Source organism: Algibacter lectus (genome assembly GCF_004368925.1).
Taxonomy (GTDB): Bacteria; Bacteroidota; Bacteroidia; order Flavobacteriales; family Flavobacteriaceae; genus Algibacter; species Algibacter lectus.
Window position 1 is genome coordinate 1 of record NZ_SORL01000012.1, and the last position, 14,402, is coordinate 14,402.

Genomic DNA, 14,402 nt, shown 5'->3' on the forward strand with positions numbered 1-14,402 from the left:
CAGTATTCACATCATGCACAGAGCAAGATTTAAACGATGACAGCTTATTAGCAGGAGACCAAACGGAAGTAAACGATACAGGCGGAGATATTGATGAATTTACAGGTGGTGACATCGACGAGTAGAACATTATTAACCAATAAAAAATTCACCTTAAAAACATATATAACATGAAAGCATTAAAAATTACATTCTTATTAGCATTATTAGTAACAGTATTCACATCATGCACAGAGCAAGATTTAAACGATGACAGCTTATTAGCAGGAGACCAAACGGAAGTAAACGATACAGGCGGAGATATTGATGAATTTACAGGTGGTGACATCGACGAATAACTAGTTAAAAATTTAATCAACTAAGAAAATAATAATACATTTGAAGTAATCATAAAATGCATTATTGTTGAGACTCAGTATATTTATAATATTATTTATCTGTAATTTTTCCTTTTGCCAGCAGGAAGATGCATTTTTAGAAATAGATTCGTTAAAGAAAACCATGTTTAACATTAAAGAACAAGATTCTTCTTTAATTGCGGATACCGATTATTTAATAGCTCAGACATTTAGAAAGAGTACTACCTATGCCGATAGTGCATACTTTTACTACCAAAAAGCTGAAAAGATATATCGGAACTTAGGTGATAATTTAAAATTAGCGCGTACTATTTATGGTGTTGCTGTTATATTAAAAAATGAAAAAGACTTTATAGGTAGTGAGGTTGCTAGTTTTGAAGCTATAGCTTTGTTAGAACCTCTTTATGAAACTAGATCGGTTGTAGAAACCAAGTCTTATATTTATAATAATTTAGGTATTGTTTTTAAAGAACTGGATGAATTTGATGAATCAATAGAATATAATAAAAAATCACTTGAATTAAAATATAGGTTAAATGTTAAAAGCAGTATTGATGCTTCTAAAAACAACTTAGCCAATACTTATAAAAAGAATAAGCAGTATAATCTAGCTTTAAATTATTACAGTGAAATTTTATCCAATAAGGATCTTGTTAAAGAGCGTCCACGGATATTTTCATTAGTGCTTGATAATTATGCGCATACACGATTTCTTTCTGGTAACTTAAGAGAACTTCCAGGACTATATCACAAAGCCCTAAAAGTTAGTAATAGTGTCGGTGAAGACGATTACTATTCCATAATTATAAACCAACATTTAGCAGAGTATTACTTTGATAATAAAAGAAATGTTGATTCTGCTAGATATTATGCTTACCGAGCAAAAAATATTTCAGAAAAATACTATACCGACGATTTATTAAAATCTTTACTATTGCTATCTAAAATAGAAGAAGATCACAAAGCTGTAGAGCACTTTAACGCTTATATTAAATTAAGCGATAGTCTACAAAAAAATGAACGTGCCATTCGTAATAAATTCGCACGTATTCGTTTTGAAACAGGCCAGAAAGAAAAAGAAAACATACAACTAACCAAAGAGCGTATGTGGCTCTTTATTATATCGGTAGTTGTTGTAATATCTTCATTTTTATTATATCTCGTAATAACACAGAGAAATAATAATATCGAACTAAAATTTGTTCAAAAACAACAAGAAACAAACGAAGAAATTTATAATCTCATGCTTTCTCAAAATGAAAGTATAGAAGAAGCCCGAGATTTAGAAAAAAAACGTATTTCTCAAGAACTCCACGATGGTGTTTTGGGACGCTTATTTGGTACTCGTTTAAGTTTAGATAGTTTGAATAGAAATAATAGCGAAGAAGCCATTAAATCGAGAGATTTATATATAACCGAGTTAAAAACCATTGAAGAAGAAATTAGAAAAGTATCTCACGAGTTAAATACAGATTTTGTTTCCGGTTCAGGATTTATAGATATTATTAAAACACTTGTGGAAACCCAAACATTGGCTTACGGTTTAGGTTATGATTTAAAGCACGATGAGTCCATAAGTTGGGACGATGTGAACAATAAAAAGAAAATACACATATACAGAATTATACAAGAAACATTGCATAATATTTACAAACATGCCAATGCAGAACATGTAAATATTAGTTTAGAATTAAAAAATGATGTAATTTGCTTGTCGATTATAGACAACGGTTCAGGTTACGATGTAGAGAAAGCAAGATCGGGAATTGGTTTAAAAAACATGAACTCAAGGATTAACGAAATTAACGGTATATTAAAAATAACTTCAATTAAAAACCAGGGAACAACTGTAATGATTGAGGTGCCAATGATCTAACCAAGAAAAATGATTGAAAAATTAAAAATATTAATGATCGATGATCACCCGATGATTATTGAAGGGTATCAGAATACATTGCTTTTTACTAAAAAAGAAAATCAAGAATTAGAAATAGATATTGCAAATAATTGTGATGAGGCCATTATGTATATGGATCAGGCCGTTGAGAAAAACTCACCCTATAATGTACTGTTTGTAGACATTAGTATACCGCCTTCTAAAGATGGTATTATGAGTTCTGGAGAAGACTTAGCCGAATACGCTAGAAAAGTATTACCAAAAGCTAAAATTATTATTCTAACCATGTTTAATGAGTCTTTTAGAATACATAATATTATAAAAACCATCGATCCAGAAGGGTTTTTAATAAAAAGTGATTTAACATCGAGTGAGTTGGCTAGTGCTTTTCAGGCTGTAATTTATAATCCGCCTTTTTATAGTGGTACGGTTAATAACCATATTCGTAAATCTATTGTTAGTGATATTGTTATTGATGATAAGAATAGAAAAATACTTCATTTATTATCACAAGGTGTAAAAACTAAAAACCTAGCATCACATTTAGACATCTCTTTAAGTGCTGTAGAAAAGCGTAAAAGGCAATTAAGAGACATTTTTGATGTGCAAGATGGTCAGGATGAGACCTTACTGAATGAAGCGAGGAAAAAAGGATTTGTATAGTTTTTCTTACGTAAGTGTTAAATTTATAAGTTTTTTAGTAAAAATTTAAATTTTTTTTATTCCCGAAAGTAGCATTATACTTCATTTGTCGTATTTGTCTATAAATCCATTACGGGTTTCCCTCAGTTTGAAAAGAAAAAATATTTTTATCTTTGATGCATCAACACTTCGAAAATTAATTAATCCCTCAATTTTTTTGTTGATAATAGCAATTTACATAAACCCTGTGGAGGTGAGAGACCCACAGGGTTTCTTCTGTTTAATAGTTTAGTAGGCAAAAATAGCACTTCCGTAGTCTATTAATATCCCAATAAAAAGACCTAAATAAATAATAGCAACAACAAACTTTATAAATGTTGAGGTTAAAAAACCTATAAACGATCCAAAGGCTGCTTTTGTTGCGGTTTTAGCATCATTTTTATTAATAAGTTCTCCAATTAAAGCTCCAAAAAAAGGGCCAATAATAATTCCTCCCGGGATAGGAGCAAATAAACCTACAATAAGGCCTACCGTTGTACCTATTACTCCATATTTAGTTCCGCCAAAACGTTTTGTGCCAATAGCTGGAATAATATAATCGAGCACCCAAATGGCAATCGCGATAAGCAATGTTGTAATTAAAAAAGATTTATTCATGGGCACAGCATCCGTAAAATGTGCTATTAAAAGTCCAAACCAACTAGTTATTGGTCCAGGTAAAACAGGTAAAAAGCTCCCAATAATACCTAGTAGTATAAAAAGAGTGGCAATAATAATTAAAATAATATCCATATAAAGTGTTATGTTTTCTAGTAATAAGACGAAATATTATGCCAAATGTTACATTTTAAACTAAAAAATTAGTTTGAACTAAATATTTAGTTATATTTGTTGAACTAAGTTTTTAGTTGAATAAATAATTCTTATCAAAAATGAAGCAACTTACTAAGGCAGAAGAAGATATTATGCAAATACTGTGGCAATTAGAAAAAGCCAACGTAAAGGCAATAATAGAGGAGTTTCCAGAGCCAAAACCAGCTTATAATACAGTATCGACTATTGTGCGTATTTTAGAAAGTAAAGGTTTTGTAGATTATGAAAAAGCAGGAAAAGGCCATGTGTATTTTCCGTTAATGCAACAACAGGATTATAGTAATCAATCTATAAATAAATTAGTCGATAATTATTTTCAAGGATCATTTAAAAGCATGGTGTCTTTCTTTATGAAGAAGAATGATATTAGTTTAAACGAGTTAGAATCGGTGTTGAGCGAGATTAATAAAAAGGATAAATCATGATACATTATATTATTCAAACCATTGCTTTTCAGGTGTTCTTTTTACTCATTTACGATGTGTTCTTAAAGAAAGAAACCTTTTTTAACTGGAATAGGTTTTATTTAATAGTCACGGCGTTAATGTCGTTAGTGATTCCTGTCGTGGAAATTGAAAGTTTTAAAAATGTTGTTCCAGAAAATTATATCATTAGGTTGCCTGCAGTTATTTTGGGGCAAACACAAGCAAATGTTAAAGCCGAACAAATAAATCAAACCATTTTACCTTCTAGCTTTTCTGTTTTAGAATTAATATTTTATGTTGGTGTTGGAGTAGTCGTATTATTGTTTATCTATAAGCTGAGTAAACTTGTAAGGCTAATTCAATCAAATCCTAAGGAGTATAAAGACCAATTTATTATAGTTAAACTTTTAAATAGTAGTGCTTCGTTTTCATTTTTTAAATACATTTTTTTAGGTGAAAGACTTAGTAGCGAAGAAAAAGAAATCATTTTAAAACATGAACAGATACATGTAAAACACTGGCATAGTCTAGATTTAATGTGTTTTGAATTGTTACGCGTTCTATTTTGGTACAATCCGTTAATTTATATTTATCAAAGTAGAATCACAGAATTGCACGAGTTCATCGCCGATGCGGAAGCTGTAAAAATAGAAGAGAAATCAATTTATTATCAAAGCTTATTGGCTCAAGTTTTCGATACCAAAAAAATATCATTCATCAATCCATTTTTTAATCAATCATTAATCAAAAAACGAATCGTTATGTTACAAAAATCAAAATCAAAACAAGTTTATTTATTTAAGTATGCACTGTTAGTTCCTATGGTTTTCGGTATGCTGGTTTATACCTCATGTGCTGATAATATTGGAGAGAAAGAAGTGCCCGAATTAATTAGTCCTGACAATAATCAAGAAACAGAGTTAGTTAAAACAGTTAACGAAGTAAAATATCAAATACAAATTCAAGGTGATATTAGTGATCAGGAAGAAAAAGGATTAGATCTTTTACTTCAAACTGTTAAAGGTTCTGGGTTAAGTAGCTCGTTGGTAAATGATGTGCAAGAATTTATAGCAAATAAAGATGAAACTAAACTAACCGAAAAAATTTCTTATGTCTTTGAGCAAATTCAAGCTAAAGGTGAAGTTAGCGAAGCGGAAACAAAAGCCTTAAAAGGTTTATTAATTTTAACTAGTGATGATGGGTTTAATGATCCGTTTTTTGCTGATGTTTTAAAGGATGTTGAAATACCTTTCGGAATTATCGACCAAGTACCTATGTTTCCAGGTTGCGAAGATTTAGAGTCTAACGCTGATAGAAAAGCGTGTATGTCCAAAGGAGTTCAACAATTAGTTGTTCAAAATTTTAATACTGATTTAGCTGATGATTTAGGGTTGAAAGGTAGACAGCGAATTAATGTAATTTTCAAAATAAATAATGAAGGAGATGTTGTCGATGTTAGAGCTAGAGCACCGCATCCAGAATTATCTGAAGAGGCCATTCGAGTTATAAAAACACTACCTAAAATGATTCCCGGAGAACAAAAAGGTAAAAAGGTAAATGTACCTTATTCATTACCAATAGTTTTTCAAGTGCAGGAATAAAAATAAAATCAATACTATTTTTAAAACCGAAGTGGGAGCTTCGGTTTTTATTTTGCTCTAATTTTTGAAATAAAACGCCATACATCGCTATTAAGTGCCTTATTTTGAACAAAAAGAGTTTAAAAACCAAAAAAATCGTACTTTTCGGCTTTAGTTTTAATCTATGAAACAAATTTGTGTTTTTCTATCTGTTTTAATGCTTTGCTCTTGCGAGTATTTTAATGTGAAAAAAACATCATCAGAAGCCATTTTGAAAGAGGAACTACAAACCTTTAATTGGAATGATGTTGATGCTTATCCTAGTTTTTCGGAATGCGATTCGGTAGAAACTAAAACCGATAAAAAATCTTGTTTTGAAAATGTTTTAACACTGCATATTTGGGAGTTTTTACAACGCGAAAAAATTGTGGTCACTAAAGATGTTAGCGATACTATTATTTTAAGTTTTCGAGTTTCGGAAACAGGCGATTTAAAGCTAAGTAATGCTAAAATAGATTCTGTAACCCGCCGTGAAATACCAGAAATAGAAAAGCTGCTGTATAAAAGCTTAGAACAATTACCTCCTGTTTTTCCTGCAACAAAACGTGGACAACAAGTTAAAACTGAATTTCAGTTACCAATTATTATAGATATTCAGTAAACGTTTACAAACCAATTTCAAACTAGAATACGGAGTCTTTATTTTTTAAAGGTTCTGCCTTTCCAATTATAGGTTTTAAAAATAGATAAGAACGCAACGTACACGCTAAAAAACGGATAGATAAAAAATGAAGGCATATAGCTTTCAAAAACCTTTTTCTGATTGAAAAAAGTAGCTGTTTTACTTATTAAATAAAAATCGATATTGAATTTAATAACCAAAACATAAAACAAGGCTTTTAAAGGGAAGCATCCGAGTAGTAAAAGTATAATTACTGATATGGTTAAAACATTCATGAGTAAAACAATAAGGCCGGTAATTTTTCCAAAAGTACTGTTGTACGCACTAGTTTTAGAAGCCCATCTTAAGCGTTGCTCTATTAAACTACCCCATGTAGGTTGGGCGTTTGTTTTAACTATGGCTTGCTCGCATTTTAAATAATGAAGTTCGTTGGCACGATTTTTAGCAATTTTTTCTAGCATAAAAACATCATCACCACTTGCAATATCTGTATTACCTTCAAAACCATTTATTGTTTTAAAGATGGCTTTTGTGTAGGCGAAATTGGCACCATTGCATAAAAAGGGTTTTTTAATACCAAAGCCACCAATAGTTGCTCCTTGTAAACTTAAAATATCTAAAGTTTGGAATCCGTTTAAAAAAGATTTCTCAAGATTGTAGGTTACTGGCGCCGCAATGCATGCTGTATTTGTGGTTTGGATAAATTCATCAAAACTATCTAACCAATATTTTGGCAAAAAACAATCGGCATCGGTAGTAACAATCCATTCATGTTCGGCTATGTTTATAGCTGTAGTAATAGCATCCTTTTTTGGGGAATGTGTTAATCGGTGGTTGGGAATAACTTTAAAATTCTGTTTCTTCTTTTTAAAAAAAGATGTTATTATTTCCGAAGAATCATCGGTAGATTCATCGTCAATAAAAATAATTTCAAAAAGATGAGTTGGATAATTTAAGTTTTCAATAGATTCTAGTAATCTTGGCAGGTTTTCGGCTTCATTCCTAAAAGGAATTAAAACAGAGAATTTAGTTGTGTGTTCTAGGTTCTTTAAAGTAAAATCGGGAATTTTACCAAAGCCATAAACAAACCTCCATATCAAAATGAGGTAAACTAAACTTATAGAAATGCTTAATAAAATCATGAGTTTGTTTGGGGTTTGGGCATTTTAAATTGGATTACAAAATAGCTTCCAATAAGGCTTGGTAATACAAAGTTGAGAATCCACATAATGGTGATCACACTTAGAATTACCAAATCATTTACGCCCAGAAATTCAAACAAATATACGGCTACGCTACCTTTAATCACAACATCAAAGATAAAAATTGTAGGAATAATAGACACGAGTAAATACATGGTTGTAATAACCATCATACTATCTAGATAGCTAATTTCAATTTGAAAAATTTGTAGTAGATAGAAAAATTGAAATGAAAAAATTGCATATCTCACAAGAGAAAGACTAAAACCAATACGTATTTTCTCTCCTGGAAAGTTCTTAATGAATACTTTTAGCTTTAGTAAAGGAGTCCATTTTATGCCGATTTCATATTGTGCCAATCCTAACAAAATAAGGCTAACCGTAATTATGCCAATCACTACAGTTACAATAAGATGACCATAATTTGCTTCTAAATTGTAAGTATTAATAAAAGCAAATAAACCAATAGCACCTAAAATGATGGTAACACTCATTTGTTGTAGGTTGCTTATTAAATTTGTAAGCATAACACGTTTGCGTAATTTGGGTGGGTAAAACATGGCTTTTGCTCCATATTCTCCAATACGGTTTGGTGTAATTAGTGATGCGGTTAAAGACCCTAAAGTTTGTTTTGTGGCTTGGTTTAAACTTGTTTTTTTTAAGTTTGAAATTAGAGTTTGCCATTTTATTATTTCAAAAAACCAATTAAAGCCGCTTAAAATCAATAGAATAAGAGTGTTTTTAATTGAAAAAACAGCCTTTGCCGATAGAAATGAAATAAAATTAGAGAAACTGAGTTCACTGTTGTAAGCTAATTTTTGATAGATAAAATAAAAAGCGACAACAACTATGCTCAATTTAATGAGCACAAAAAAGAATTGTTTAGTTTTGTGAAGTCGCATTCAATTAAAATAGTCTTCCATTTAGGTTTGGTAAATCGCATTCGTTTTTAGCCACTTTTCCGGAAGAATAAAGTGCAAATTAAATTAATATTATAACATGGCTCTTATTTTTAAATTTAATAAGCAAAAGCTAATTGCTTTAGTTTTTGTTTCGTTTTCCTATTTAGGCTTTTCTCAAAGTGATACTAGCACGTTTAAAGCACAGTTTGCCTTAGGTGTTAATAGTCCGTCGAGCAAAGGTTTTGTAACTAATTTTGAAGCAAACAGCGTTAATTTTCCAACTATTAATTTAGGCTTACAATATATGTTTAAGCCTTTATTTGGTTTAAAGTTAGATTTGGGTTACAACCGGTTTTCTAGTGCAGACAACTCACCAGAATTTAAAACCAATTACACACGTGTTAATGCACAATTGGTGTACAATGCATCCAACGTTTTAGGTTTATATAACAATCTGGGCGTATTTGCTCATGCAGGTCCTGGTATCTCCATGATAAAACCATTGGGAGATTATGGTGAAAACAAAACCAGCTATTTAAACGCTATGGCAGGTTTGGAGTTTCATTATGCGGTTTCAGAAAAATTATCACTGTATTTAGATACGGCTTATATTTTAGGATTCAGGAAAGATTTTGACCCAGTAAATGATGGTTTTGGTGCGTTTAACGGGAATTTATTAACTATAACTCTTGGTGCATCTATTTCGCTAAGTGGTTGTCAATATTGCGGAGAATGAAGCAGGAGAGAATTATTTTAGGTATCGACCCGGGTACAACTATTATGGGTTTCGGTCTTATAAAAGTGGTTGGTAAAAAAATGGAGTTTTTGCAATTAAACGAGTTGGATTTAAAAAAATATAGCGATCATTATTTAAAATTAAAACTCATTTTTGAGCGTACTATAGAACTTATAGAAACGCATAACCCAGACGAAATTGCTATTGAAGCACCATTTTTTGGTAAAAACGTACAAAGTATGCTTAAGCTTGGTCGTGCTCAAGGTGTAGCTATGGCTGCAGGCTTAAGTCGCGAAATACCAATAACGGAGTATTTGCCTAAAAAAATAAAAATGGCCATTACTGGGAATGGAAACGCTAGTAAGGAACAAGTTGCTAAAATGTTGCAAAGTGTGCTAGGTTTAAAAACGCTACCAAAAAATCTGGATTCTACTGATGGATTGGCAGCGGCGGTTTGTCATTTTTATAACTCGAGTAGAGTGGAAGTAGGTAAAAGTTACACCGGTTGGGATGCTTTTGTAAAACAGAATGCAACCCGAGTTACTAAACGAACTTTAAAAAAATAAGTGCTAGAAATAACTAAAACTCAAAACAGTGGCAATTCCGAGACATCGGAACAAAAAGCAGGCGCCATTTATATTCATATTCCGTTTTGTAAACAGGCTTGTTTTTACTGCGATTTTCATTTTTCTACATCATTAAAAAAGAAGGATGAATTAATTCAATGCTTAGTAAAAGAGTTAGAATTAAGAACAAGCAAATTTGATGCGATTACCGTAGAAACCATTTATTTTGGAGGAGGAACACCAAGTTTATTATCTACGGAAGAAATTCAGCTTTTAATAGATACAGTTTATAATAATTACAAAGTTGTAGACAATCCGGAAATAACTTTGGAAGCTAACCCGGACGATTTATCAACAGAAGTTATTCTTCAATTAGCAAAAAGCCCAATAAATCGATTAAGCATTGGAATTCAATCTTTTTTCGAAGACGATTTAAAAAGTATGAATCGTGCTCACAACAAAGAAGAAGCCTTGCGTTGTTTGGAAGAAGCAACTAAGTATTTCGATAATATTACTATCGATTTAATTTACGGAATTCCAAATATGAGTTTACAAAAATGGAACGAAAACTTAGAGATTGCTTTAAATTTCGGTATTAATCATATTTCTAGTTATGCTTTAACGGTAGAACCAAAAACGGCCTTAGATACGTTTGTGAAAAACGGAAGCTACCCGCCAATAGACGAGGCTTTAGCTTTAGAACATTTTAACCATTTGGTTGAAAAAACGGAAGCGAATGGTTTTGTTCATTATGAAATTTCAAACTTTGGGAAACCTAATTACTTCTCTAAACACAACACCAGTTATTGGCAAGGTAAGCCGTACTTAGGTATTGGTCCGTCGGCACATTCTTTTTATGGAAACGAACGTAGCTGGCATGTGGCTAATAATACAAAATACATACAGGCAATTCAAAAAAATGAATTACCTAAAACCGTAGAAACCCTTTCTAAAGAAGATCAATTTAATGAATACGTAATGACGGGTTTGAGAACCATTTGGGGTGTTTCATTTAACAGAGTTCAGGCTGAATTTGGAGATGTATTTCTTCAGCATTTAAAAAAATATTCAGATAAATTTATAAAAGAAGACTTGTTAGTTATTTCTAATAAAAAAGAGCAAATGTCTCAAAGTAAATTGGATACCGATTTAAAAAGTAACGCGAGTAGCCAAATTTTGAAAACAACCCAAAAAGGTAAGTTTCTTGTTGACGGAATTGCTTCCGAATTATTTATGATTTAACTATATTTGATGATATGCAAACAACAATTCAATATAATTCCAGAAAACTTCAAATAGATTTAAAAAAGCCTATAGATATTTCAATCGCAATTCAGGCTTCTAGTAACAGCGTAAATGCATGGTACATCGATGGCCCAAAAATTGAGCCTGCTGTAGATGGCGAGTGGATTGCAAGTGTGAAAGAAGGTGCGGCTGTTAATTTTAATAACATCAATTTTAATCCGCATGCGCATGGTACGCATACCGAATGCGTTGGGCATATTACCGAAAAGGTACATTCTATTAACCAAAATTTAAAGCAGTTTTTCTTTTTGGCAGAGGTTATTACTGTAGCGCCAGAGCGTTTAGATGACGATTTTGTAATTTCTAAAAAGCAACTACAATATGCTTTAGGGAATAAAAAACGTGATGCGGTAATAATACGTACTTTGCCAAATACAAAAGGGAAATTATCGCGTCAATATTCTAACACAAACCCAACTTATATATTAGAAGAAGCCGCTATTTACTTGCGTGAAAAGGGGGTGAAACATTTATTGGTAGATTTGCCAAGTGTTGATAAGGAAAAGGATGAAGGCGAGCTTTTATCGCATAATGCCTTTTGGAATACCAGCGGAAAATTACGAATGGACGCTACAATAACTGAATTTATTTATGTAGATAATAGCGTGGAAGATGGCGAGTATTTTTTAAACCTACAAATAGCATCTTTTGAGAATGATGCAAGCCCAAGTAAACCTATTTTATATAAAGCGGAGCCAGTTTAATAATTTTGGAACAAAACTTGATTTCAAAAAACTAAAAACGAATTAATGGAAGCATTTTTAGGTATAATAATTGGCATTTTAACAACAATGGGCGTGGTAACTTATACCAAATCGATCAAAAAGAAAAGTTTGGTAAACGCACAGTCGGTTTTATTGTTAGATAAAATTAAAAAAGTGTGCAAGTTTATTACTGTTGAAGGTGATTTTGCTGAAATTTACCATTATGAAGATGTGAAAGAACGTTTTTTAAAATTGGTAAGTAGCCGAAAAAAAGCTTTGGTAATTATTAATGCTAAAGCCCATGTGGGGTACGATTTGGCTAAAATTGATTTAAAGGCCGATACTGAAAATAAAAAAATTGTTTTAGAACATTTTCCACAACCTGAAATTTTATCGATAGAAACTAACTTAAATTATTACGATAAATCTGATGGCATTTTTAATCGTTTTGAAGCTTCAGATTTAACTGGTTTACACCAAGAGGCCAAATTACATATACAAGAGAAAGTACCACAAAGCGGACTGATAGAAATAGCTCAAAAAGAAGCTTTAGAAACCATTTTACTTATGGAAACTATAGTTGAAACTATTGGATGGAAATTGGATTATTCAGCTTTAAAAATTGAAGAAAAGGGGACAAAGTTGATTAAATAAATTGATTTCATCATGATTGAAATTTCAACAGATAAAAGTAAACTTCAAATAGATGTTATTCATCAGTTTATCACCAACGCTTATTGGGCAAAAGGCAGAACGGTTGCTGAGGTTAAAAAAACAATAGAACATTGTTTTTGTTTTGGTGTATATCTAGATGATAAGCAAATTGGTTTTGCAAGAGTAGCTACAGATTATACGGTTTTCGCCTATTTAATGGATGTTTTTATTCTTGAAGAACATCGCGGAAAAGGCTATTCAAAAGCATTAATAGCACGTATACATGAAGCCGAAGAATTAAAATCATGTAAAGTATGGATGTTAAAGACGGCCGATGCTCATGGTTTGTATAAACAGTTTGGGTTTACAACGCTAAGGAGTCCAGAAAAAGTAATGGAGCGAATTTTGAAATAATTTCAACTTAAAACCATTAAAATGAATATTGAACAACTCCGTAACTACTGCTTGAGCAAAAAAGGAACTACAGAAGACTTTCCGTTTGATGAAGATACTTTGGTGTTTAAAGTATTGGGAAAAATGTTTGTTTTGGCGGGCTTGTCAAAATGGGAGCGTGGCGAAGCATCCATAAACTTAAAAGCAGATCCTGAATACTCCCAAGAATTACGCGCGGAATATGAAAGTATACGCCCAGGATTTCATATGAGCAAAAAACATTGGAATACTATTTATATGCACGAAGGAGAATTATCTCCTGAATTTATCTATAAACTTATCGATCATTCTTACGATATGGTCTTAAAAGGAATGAGTAAAAAAGTGCGAAACTCGTTGCTTGATTGAAATGTATGTATTTGTAATTTAGTTATTTTGTTGTATGTTTGTGTGAATCTCTCTCTCTTCGCAATAAAATTTTAGCATAATCTATCTAGGCTTCTAAGCCTTAAAGTCGTAATTAATTAACCATTATATTAACTTTAAAATTAACAGATTATGAAAAAAACGAATCAATTATTCGCTACAATTGTTGTGTTGTTATTGTTTTGTGCACCAACTCTCCAAGCACAAGAAAAAAAAGAAGTAAAGTATGTTACAGTAACTAAAAGTCATTGGAATCTCGATAAAAAGGATTTTAAAATGTCCGAATGGAAGGCTGCTGAAAAAGAATACTTAGATAAAGTAATCAAGAAAAACGAATATATTTTGAGTGCTTCAACATATATACACAACTTAACGCCCGATAATACTGAAGTTTTAAGTTCTATGAGTTACGCTTCTTGGGAAGATATAGACAAGCAAGTAGAACGAAGTGCTGAGCTTGAAAAAGAGGCTTGGCCAGATGAAGCTGAAAGAAAAGCATTTTTGCAAAATTTAAATTCATACTATTCTAATCAACATTCCGATGAGATTTATAGTCCGCTTTTTGGGGCAAAGTTTTTAACTGAAAGACCAAATAAAGATATGGTGCTTTACGTTCGAAAAAGTTATTTGGCATTTCCAAAAGATGGGACTATGAAAGAGTTTGAGGACTTAAGATTAGAAGGTAACACAATAATCACTCAAAAAAACGAATATATTAAGGGGTATTTTCCTTATGTTCATGCTTGGGGAGCCGATAAAACCGAATATATAGAGGCTTATTTCTTAGATTCACTGGAAGATATAGAAAAAATGTTTGATGAAGATGATGAGTTGTTTAAAGCTGGTTATGCAAGGAGTGAAGAGAATAAGGTTAAATTAGAAACGTGGAATACTTATTTTACGGGTGTTCATGGAGATTATGTGTATACTTTTATCCACGACCTTTTAAAATAAATAATTAGTATTACAATATAAAAAAAGGACGCGCTATGCGTTCTTTTTTATTTAATAAAAATATTACAGAATCCTAAATTTGTACAATCCTCGATTTTGCTG

The 14,402-nt window shown here is 31.6% G+C and carries 17 protein-coding genes; 14 read left to right on the forward strand and 3 right to left on the reverse strand.

The annotated features are described in order from the left end of the window. Nucleotides 1–170 precede the first annotated feature (170 nt). The 3 genes from DFQ06_RS19460 to DFQ06_RS16215 all read left to right on the forward strand — a co-directional run bounded on the left by DFQ06_RS19460 (nt 171) and on the right by DFQ06_RS16215 (nt 2,919). The gene (locus DFQ06_RS19460) at nt 171–338 is read left to right on the forward strand and encodes a hypothetical protein (RefSeq protein WP_159019090.1); all 168 of its coding nucleotides are present in this window, start codon (nt 171–173) and stop codon (nt 336–338) included. 163 nt (nt 339–501) lie between these two features. Next, nucleotides 502–2,235, forward strand: a complete 1,734-nt coding sequence (locus tag DFQ06_RS16210; RefSeq protein WP_052415300.1) for a tetratricopeptide repeat-containing sensor histidine kinase — start codon at nt 502–504, stop codon at nt 2,233–2,235. Nucleotides 2,236–2,244: 9 nt separating this feature from the next. After that, nucleotides 2,245–2,919, forward strand: a complete 675-nt coding sequence (locus DFQ06_RS16215) for a helix-turn-helix domain-containing protein (RefSeq protein ID WP_042496825.1) — start codon at nt 2,245–2,247, stop codon at nt 2,917–2,919. Between the two features lie 267 nt (nt 2,920–3,186). Here the strand turns inward: DFQ06_RS16215 and DFQ06_RS16220 are convergent, their stop codons facing one another. Then, nucleotides 3,187–3,690 carry a DUF456 domain-containing protein gene (locus tag DFQ06_RS16220; protein WP_042496829.1) on the reverse strand — a complete coding sequence of 168 codons (504 nt, stop codon included), beginning with the start codon at nt 3,688–3,690 and terminating at the stop codon, nt 3,187–3,189. A 140-nt stretch (nt 3,691–3,830) separates the two neighbouring features. Here DFQ06_RS16220 and DFQ06_RS16225 point away from each other — a divergent pair, with 140 nt between their 5' ends. The 3 genes from DFQ06_RS16225 to DFQ06_RS16235 all read left to right on the forward strand — a co-directional run bounded on the left by DFQ06_RS16225 (nt 3,831) and on the right by DFQ06_RS16235 (nt 6,437). Continuing rightward, nucleotides 3,831–4,196, forward strand: coding sequence for a BlaI/MecI/CopY family transcriptional regulator (locus DFQ06_RS16225; RefSeq protein ID WP_042496832.1), 366 nt, complete (start codon nt 3,831–3,833; stop codon nt 4,194–4,196). Further along, nucleotides 4,193–5,797 carry a M56 family metallopeptidase gene (locus tag DFQ06_RS16230; protein ID WP_133968933.1) on the forward strand — a complete coding sequence of 535 codons (1,605 nt, stop codon included), beginning with the start codon at nt 4,193–4,195 and terminating at the stop codon, nt 5,795–5,797. The genes DFQ06_RS16225 and DFQ06_RS16230 overlap by 4 nt, the downstream gene beginning before the upstream one ends. A 163-nt stretch (nt 5,798–5,960) precedes the next feature. Further along, on the forward strand, nt 5,961–6,437 hold the full coding sequence (locus DFQ06_RS16235; RefSeq protein ID WP_042504459.1) for a hypothetical protein: 477 nt from the start codon (nt 5,961–5,963) through the stop codon (nt 6,435–6,437). Nucleotides 6,438–6,475: 38 nt separating this feature from the next. On the opposite strand, the gene DFQ06_RS16240 is transcribed toward DFQ06_RS16235, so the two are convergent. Together DFQ06_RS16240 and DFQ06_RS16245 are read right to left on the reverse strand one after the other, a co-directional pair. Then, nucleotides 6,476–7,600 (reverse strand): glycosyltransferase family 2 protein, encoded by a 1,125-nt coding sequence (locus DFQ06_RS16240; RefSeq protein WP_042504457.1) that lies wholly within the window; start codon nt 7,598–7,600, stop codon nt 6,476–6,478. Next, entirely contained in the window at nt 7,597–8,517 is a 921-nt protein-coding gene (locus tag DFQ06_RS16245) for a hypothetical protein (protein ID WP_235833569.1), read from the reverse strand. Before DFQ06_RS16245 ends, DFQ06_RS16240 begins: the two co-directional genes overlap by 4 nt. 142 nt (nt 8,518–8,659) lie before the next feature. On the opposite strand from DFQ06_RS16245, the gene DFQ06_RS16250 reads away from it, so the two are divergent. From DFQ06_RS16250 to DFQ06_RS16285, 8 genes are all read left to right on the forward strand, one after another. Then, on the forward strand, nt 8,660–9,298 hold the full coding sequence (locus DFQ06_RS16250) for an outer membrane beta-barrel protein (protein ID WP_042504453.1): 639 nt from the start codon (nt 8,660–8,662) through the stop codon (nt 9,296–9,298). Next, a complete protein-coding gene (gene ruvC / locus DFQ06_RS16255; protein ID WP_042504451.1) occupies nt 9,295–9,864 on the forward strand; it encodes a crossover junction endodeoxyribonuclease RuvC in 570 nt (189 codons plus the stop codon). The genes DFQ06_RS16250 and ruvC overlap by 4 nt, the downstream gene beginning before the upstream one ends. Before the next feature lie 9 nt (nt 9,865–9,873). Further along, the gene (hemW, locus tag DFQ06_RS16260) at nt 9,874–11,106 is read left to right on the forward strand and encodes a radical SAM family heme chaperone HemW (protein ID WP_235833573.1); all 1,233 of its coding nucleotides are present in this window, start codon (nt 9,874–9,876) and stop codon (nt 11,104–11,106) included. 14 nt (nt 11,107–11,120) lie between these two features. Then, nucleotides 11,121–11,873, forward strand: coding sequence for a cyclase family protein (locus DFQ06_RS16265; protein ID WP_042504450.1), 753 nt, complete (start codon nt 11,121–11,123; stop codon nt 11,871–11,873). Between the two features lie 45 nt (nt 11,874–11,918). Next, nucleotides 11,919–12,527, forward strand: coding sequence for a DUF4230 domain-containing protein (locus tag DFQ06_RS16270; protein WP_074938688.1), 609 nt, complete (start codon nt 11,919–11,921; stop codon nt 12,525–12,527). 12 nt (nt 12,528–12,539) lie between these two features. Next, on the forward strand, nt 12,540–12,941 hold the full coding sequence (locus DFQ06_RS16275; RefSeq protein ID WP_133968937.1) for a GNAT family N-acetyltransferase: 402 nt from the start codon (nt 12,540–12,542) through the stop codon (nt 12,939–12,941). Between the two features lie 21 nt (nt 12,942–12,962). Next, complete coding sequence (locus DFQ06_RS16280; RefSeq protein ID WP_133968939.1) at nt 12,963–13,328, forward strand: MmcQ/YjbR family DNA-binding protein; 366 nt, start codon at nt 12,963–12,965, stop codon at nt 13,326–13,328. A 150-nt stretch (nt 13,329–13,478) separates the two neighbouring features. After that, nucleotides 13,479–14,300: a hypothetical protein gene (locus DFQ06_RS16285; RefSeq protein ID WP_074938694.1), complete on the forward strand. Its 822-nt coding sequence runs from the start codon at nt 13,479–13,481 to the stop codon at nt 14,298–14,300. Nucleotides 14,301–14,402 lie beyond the last annotated feature (102 nt).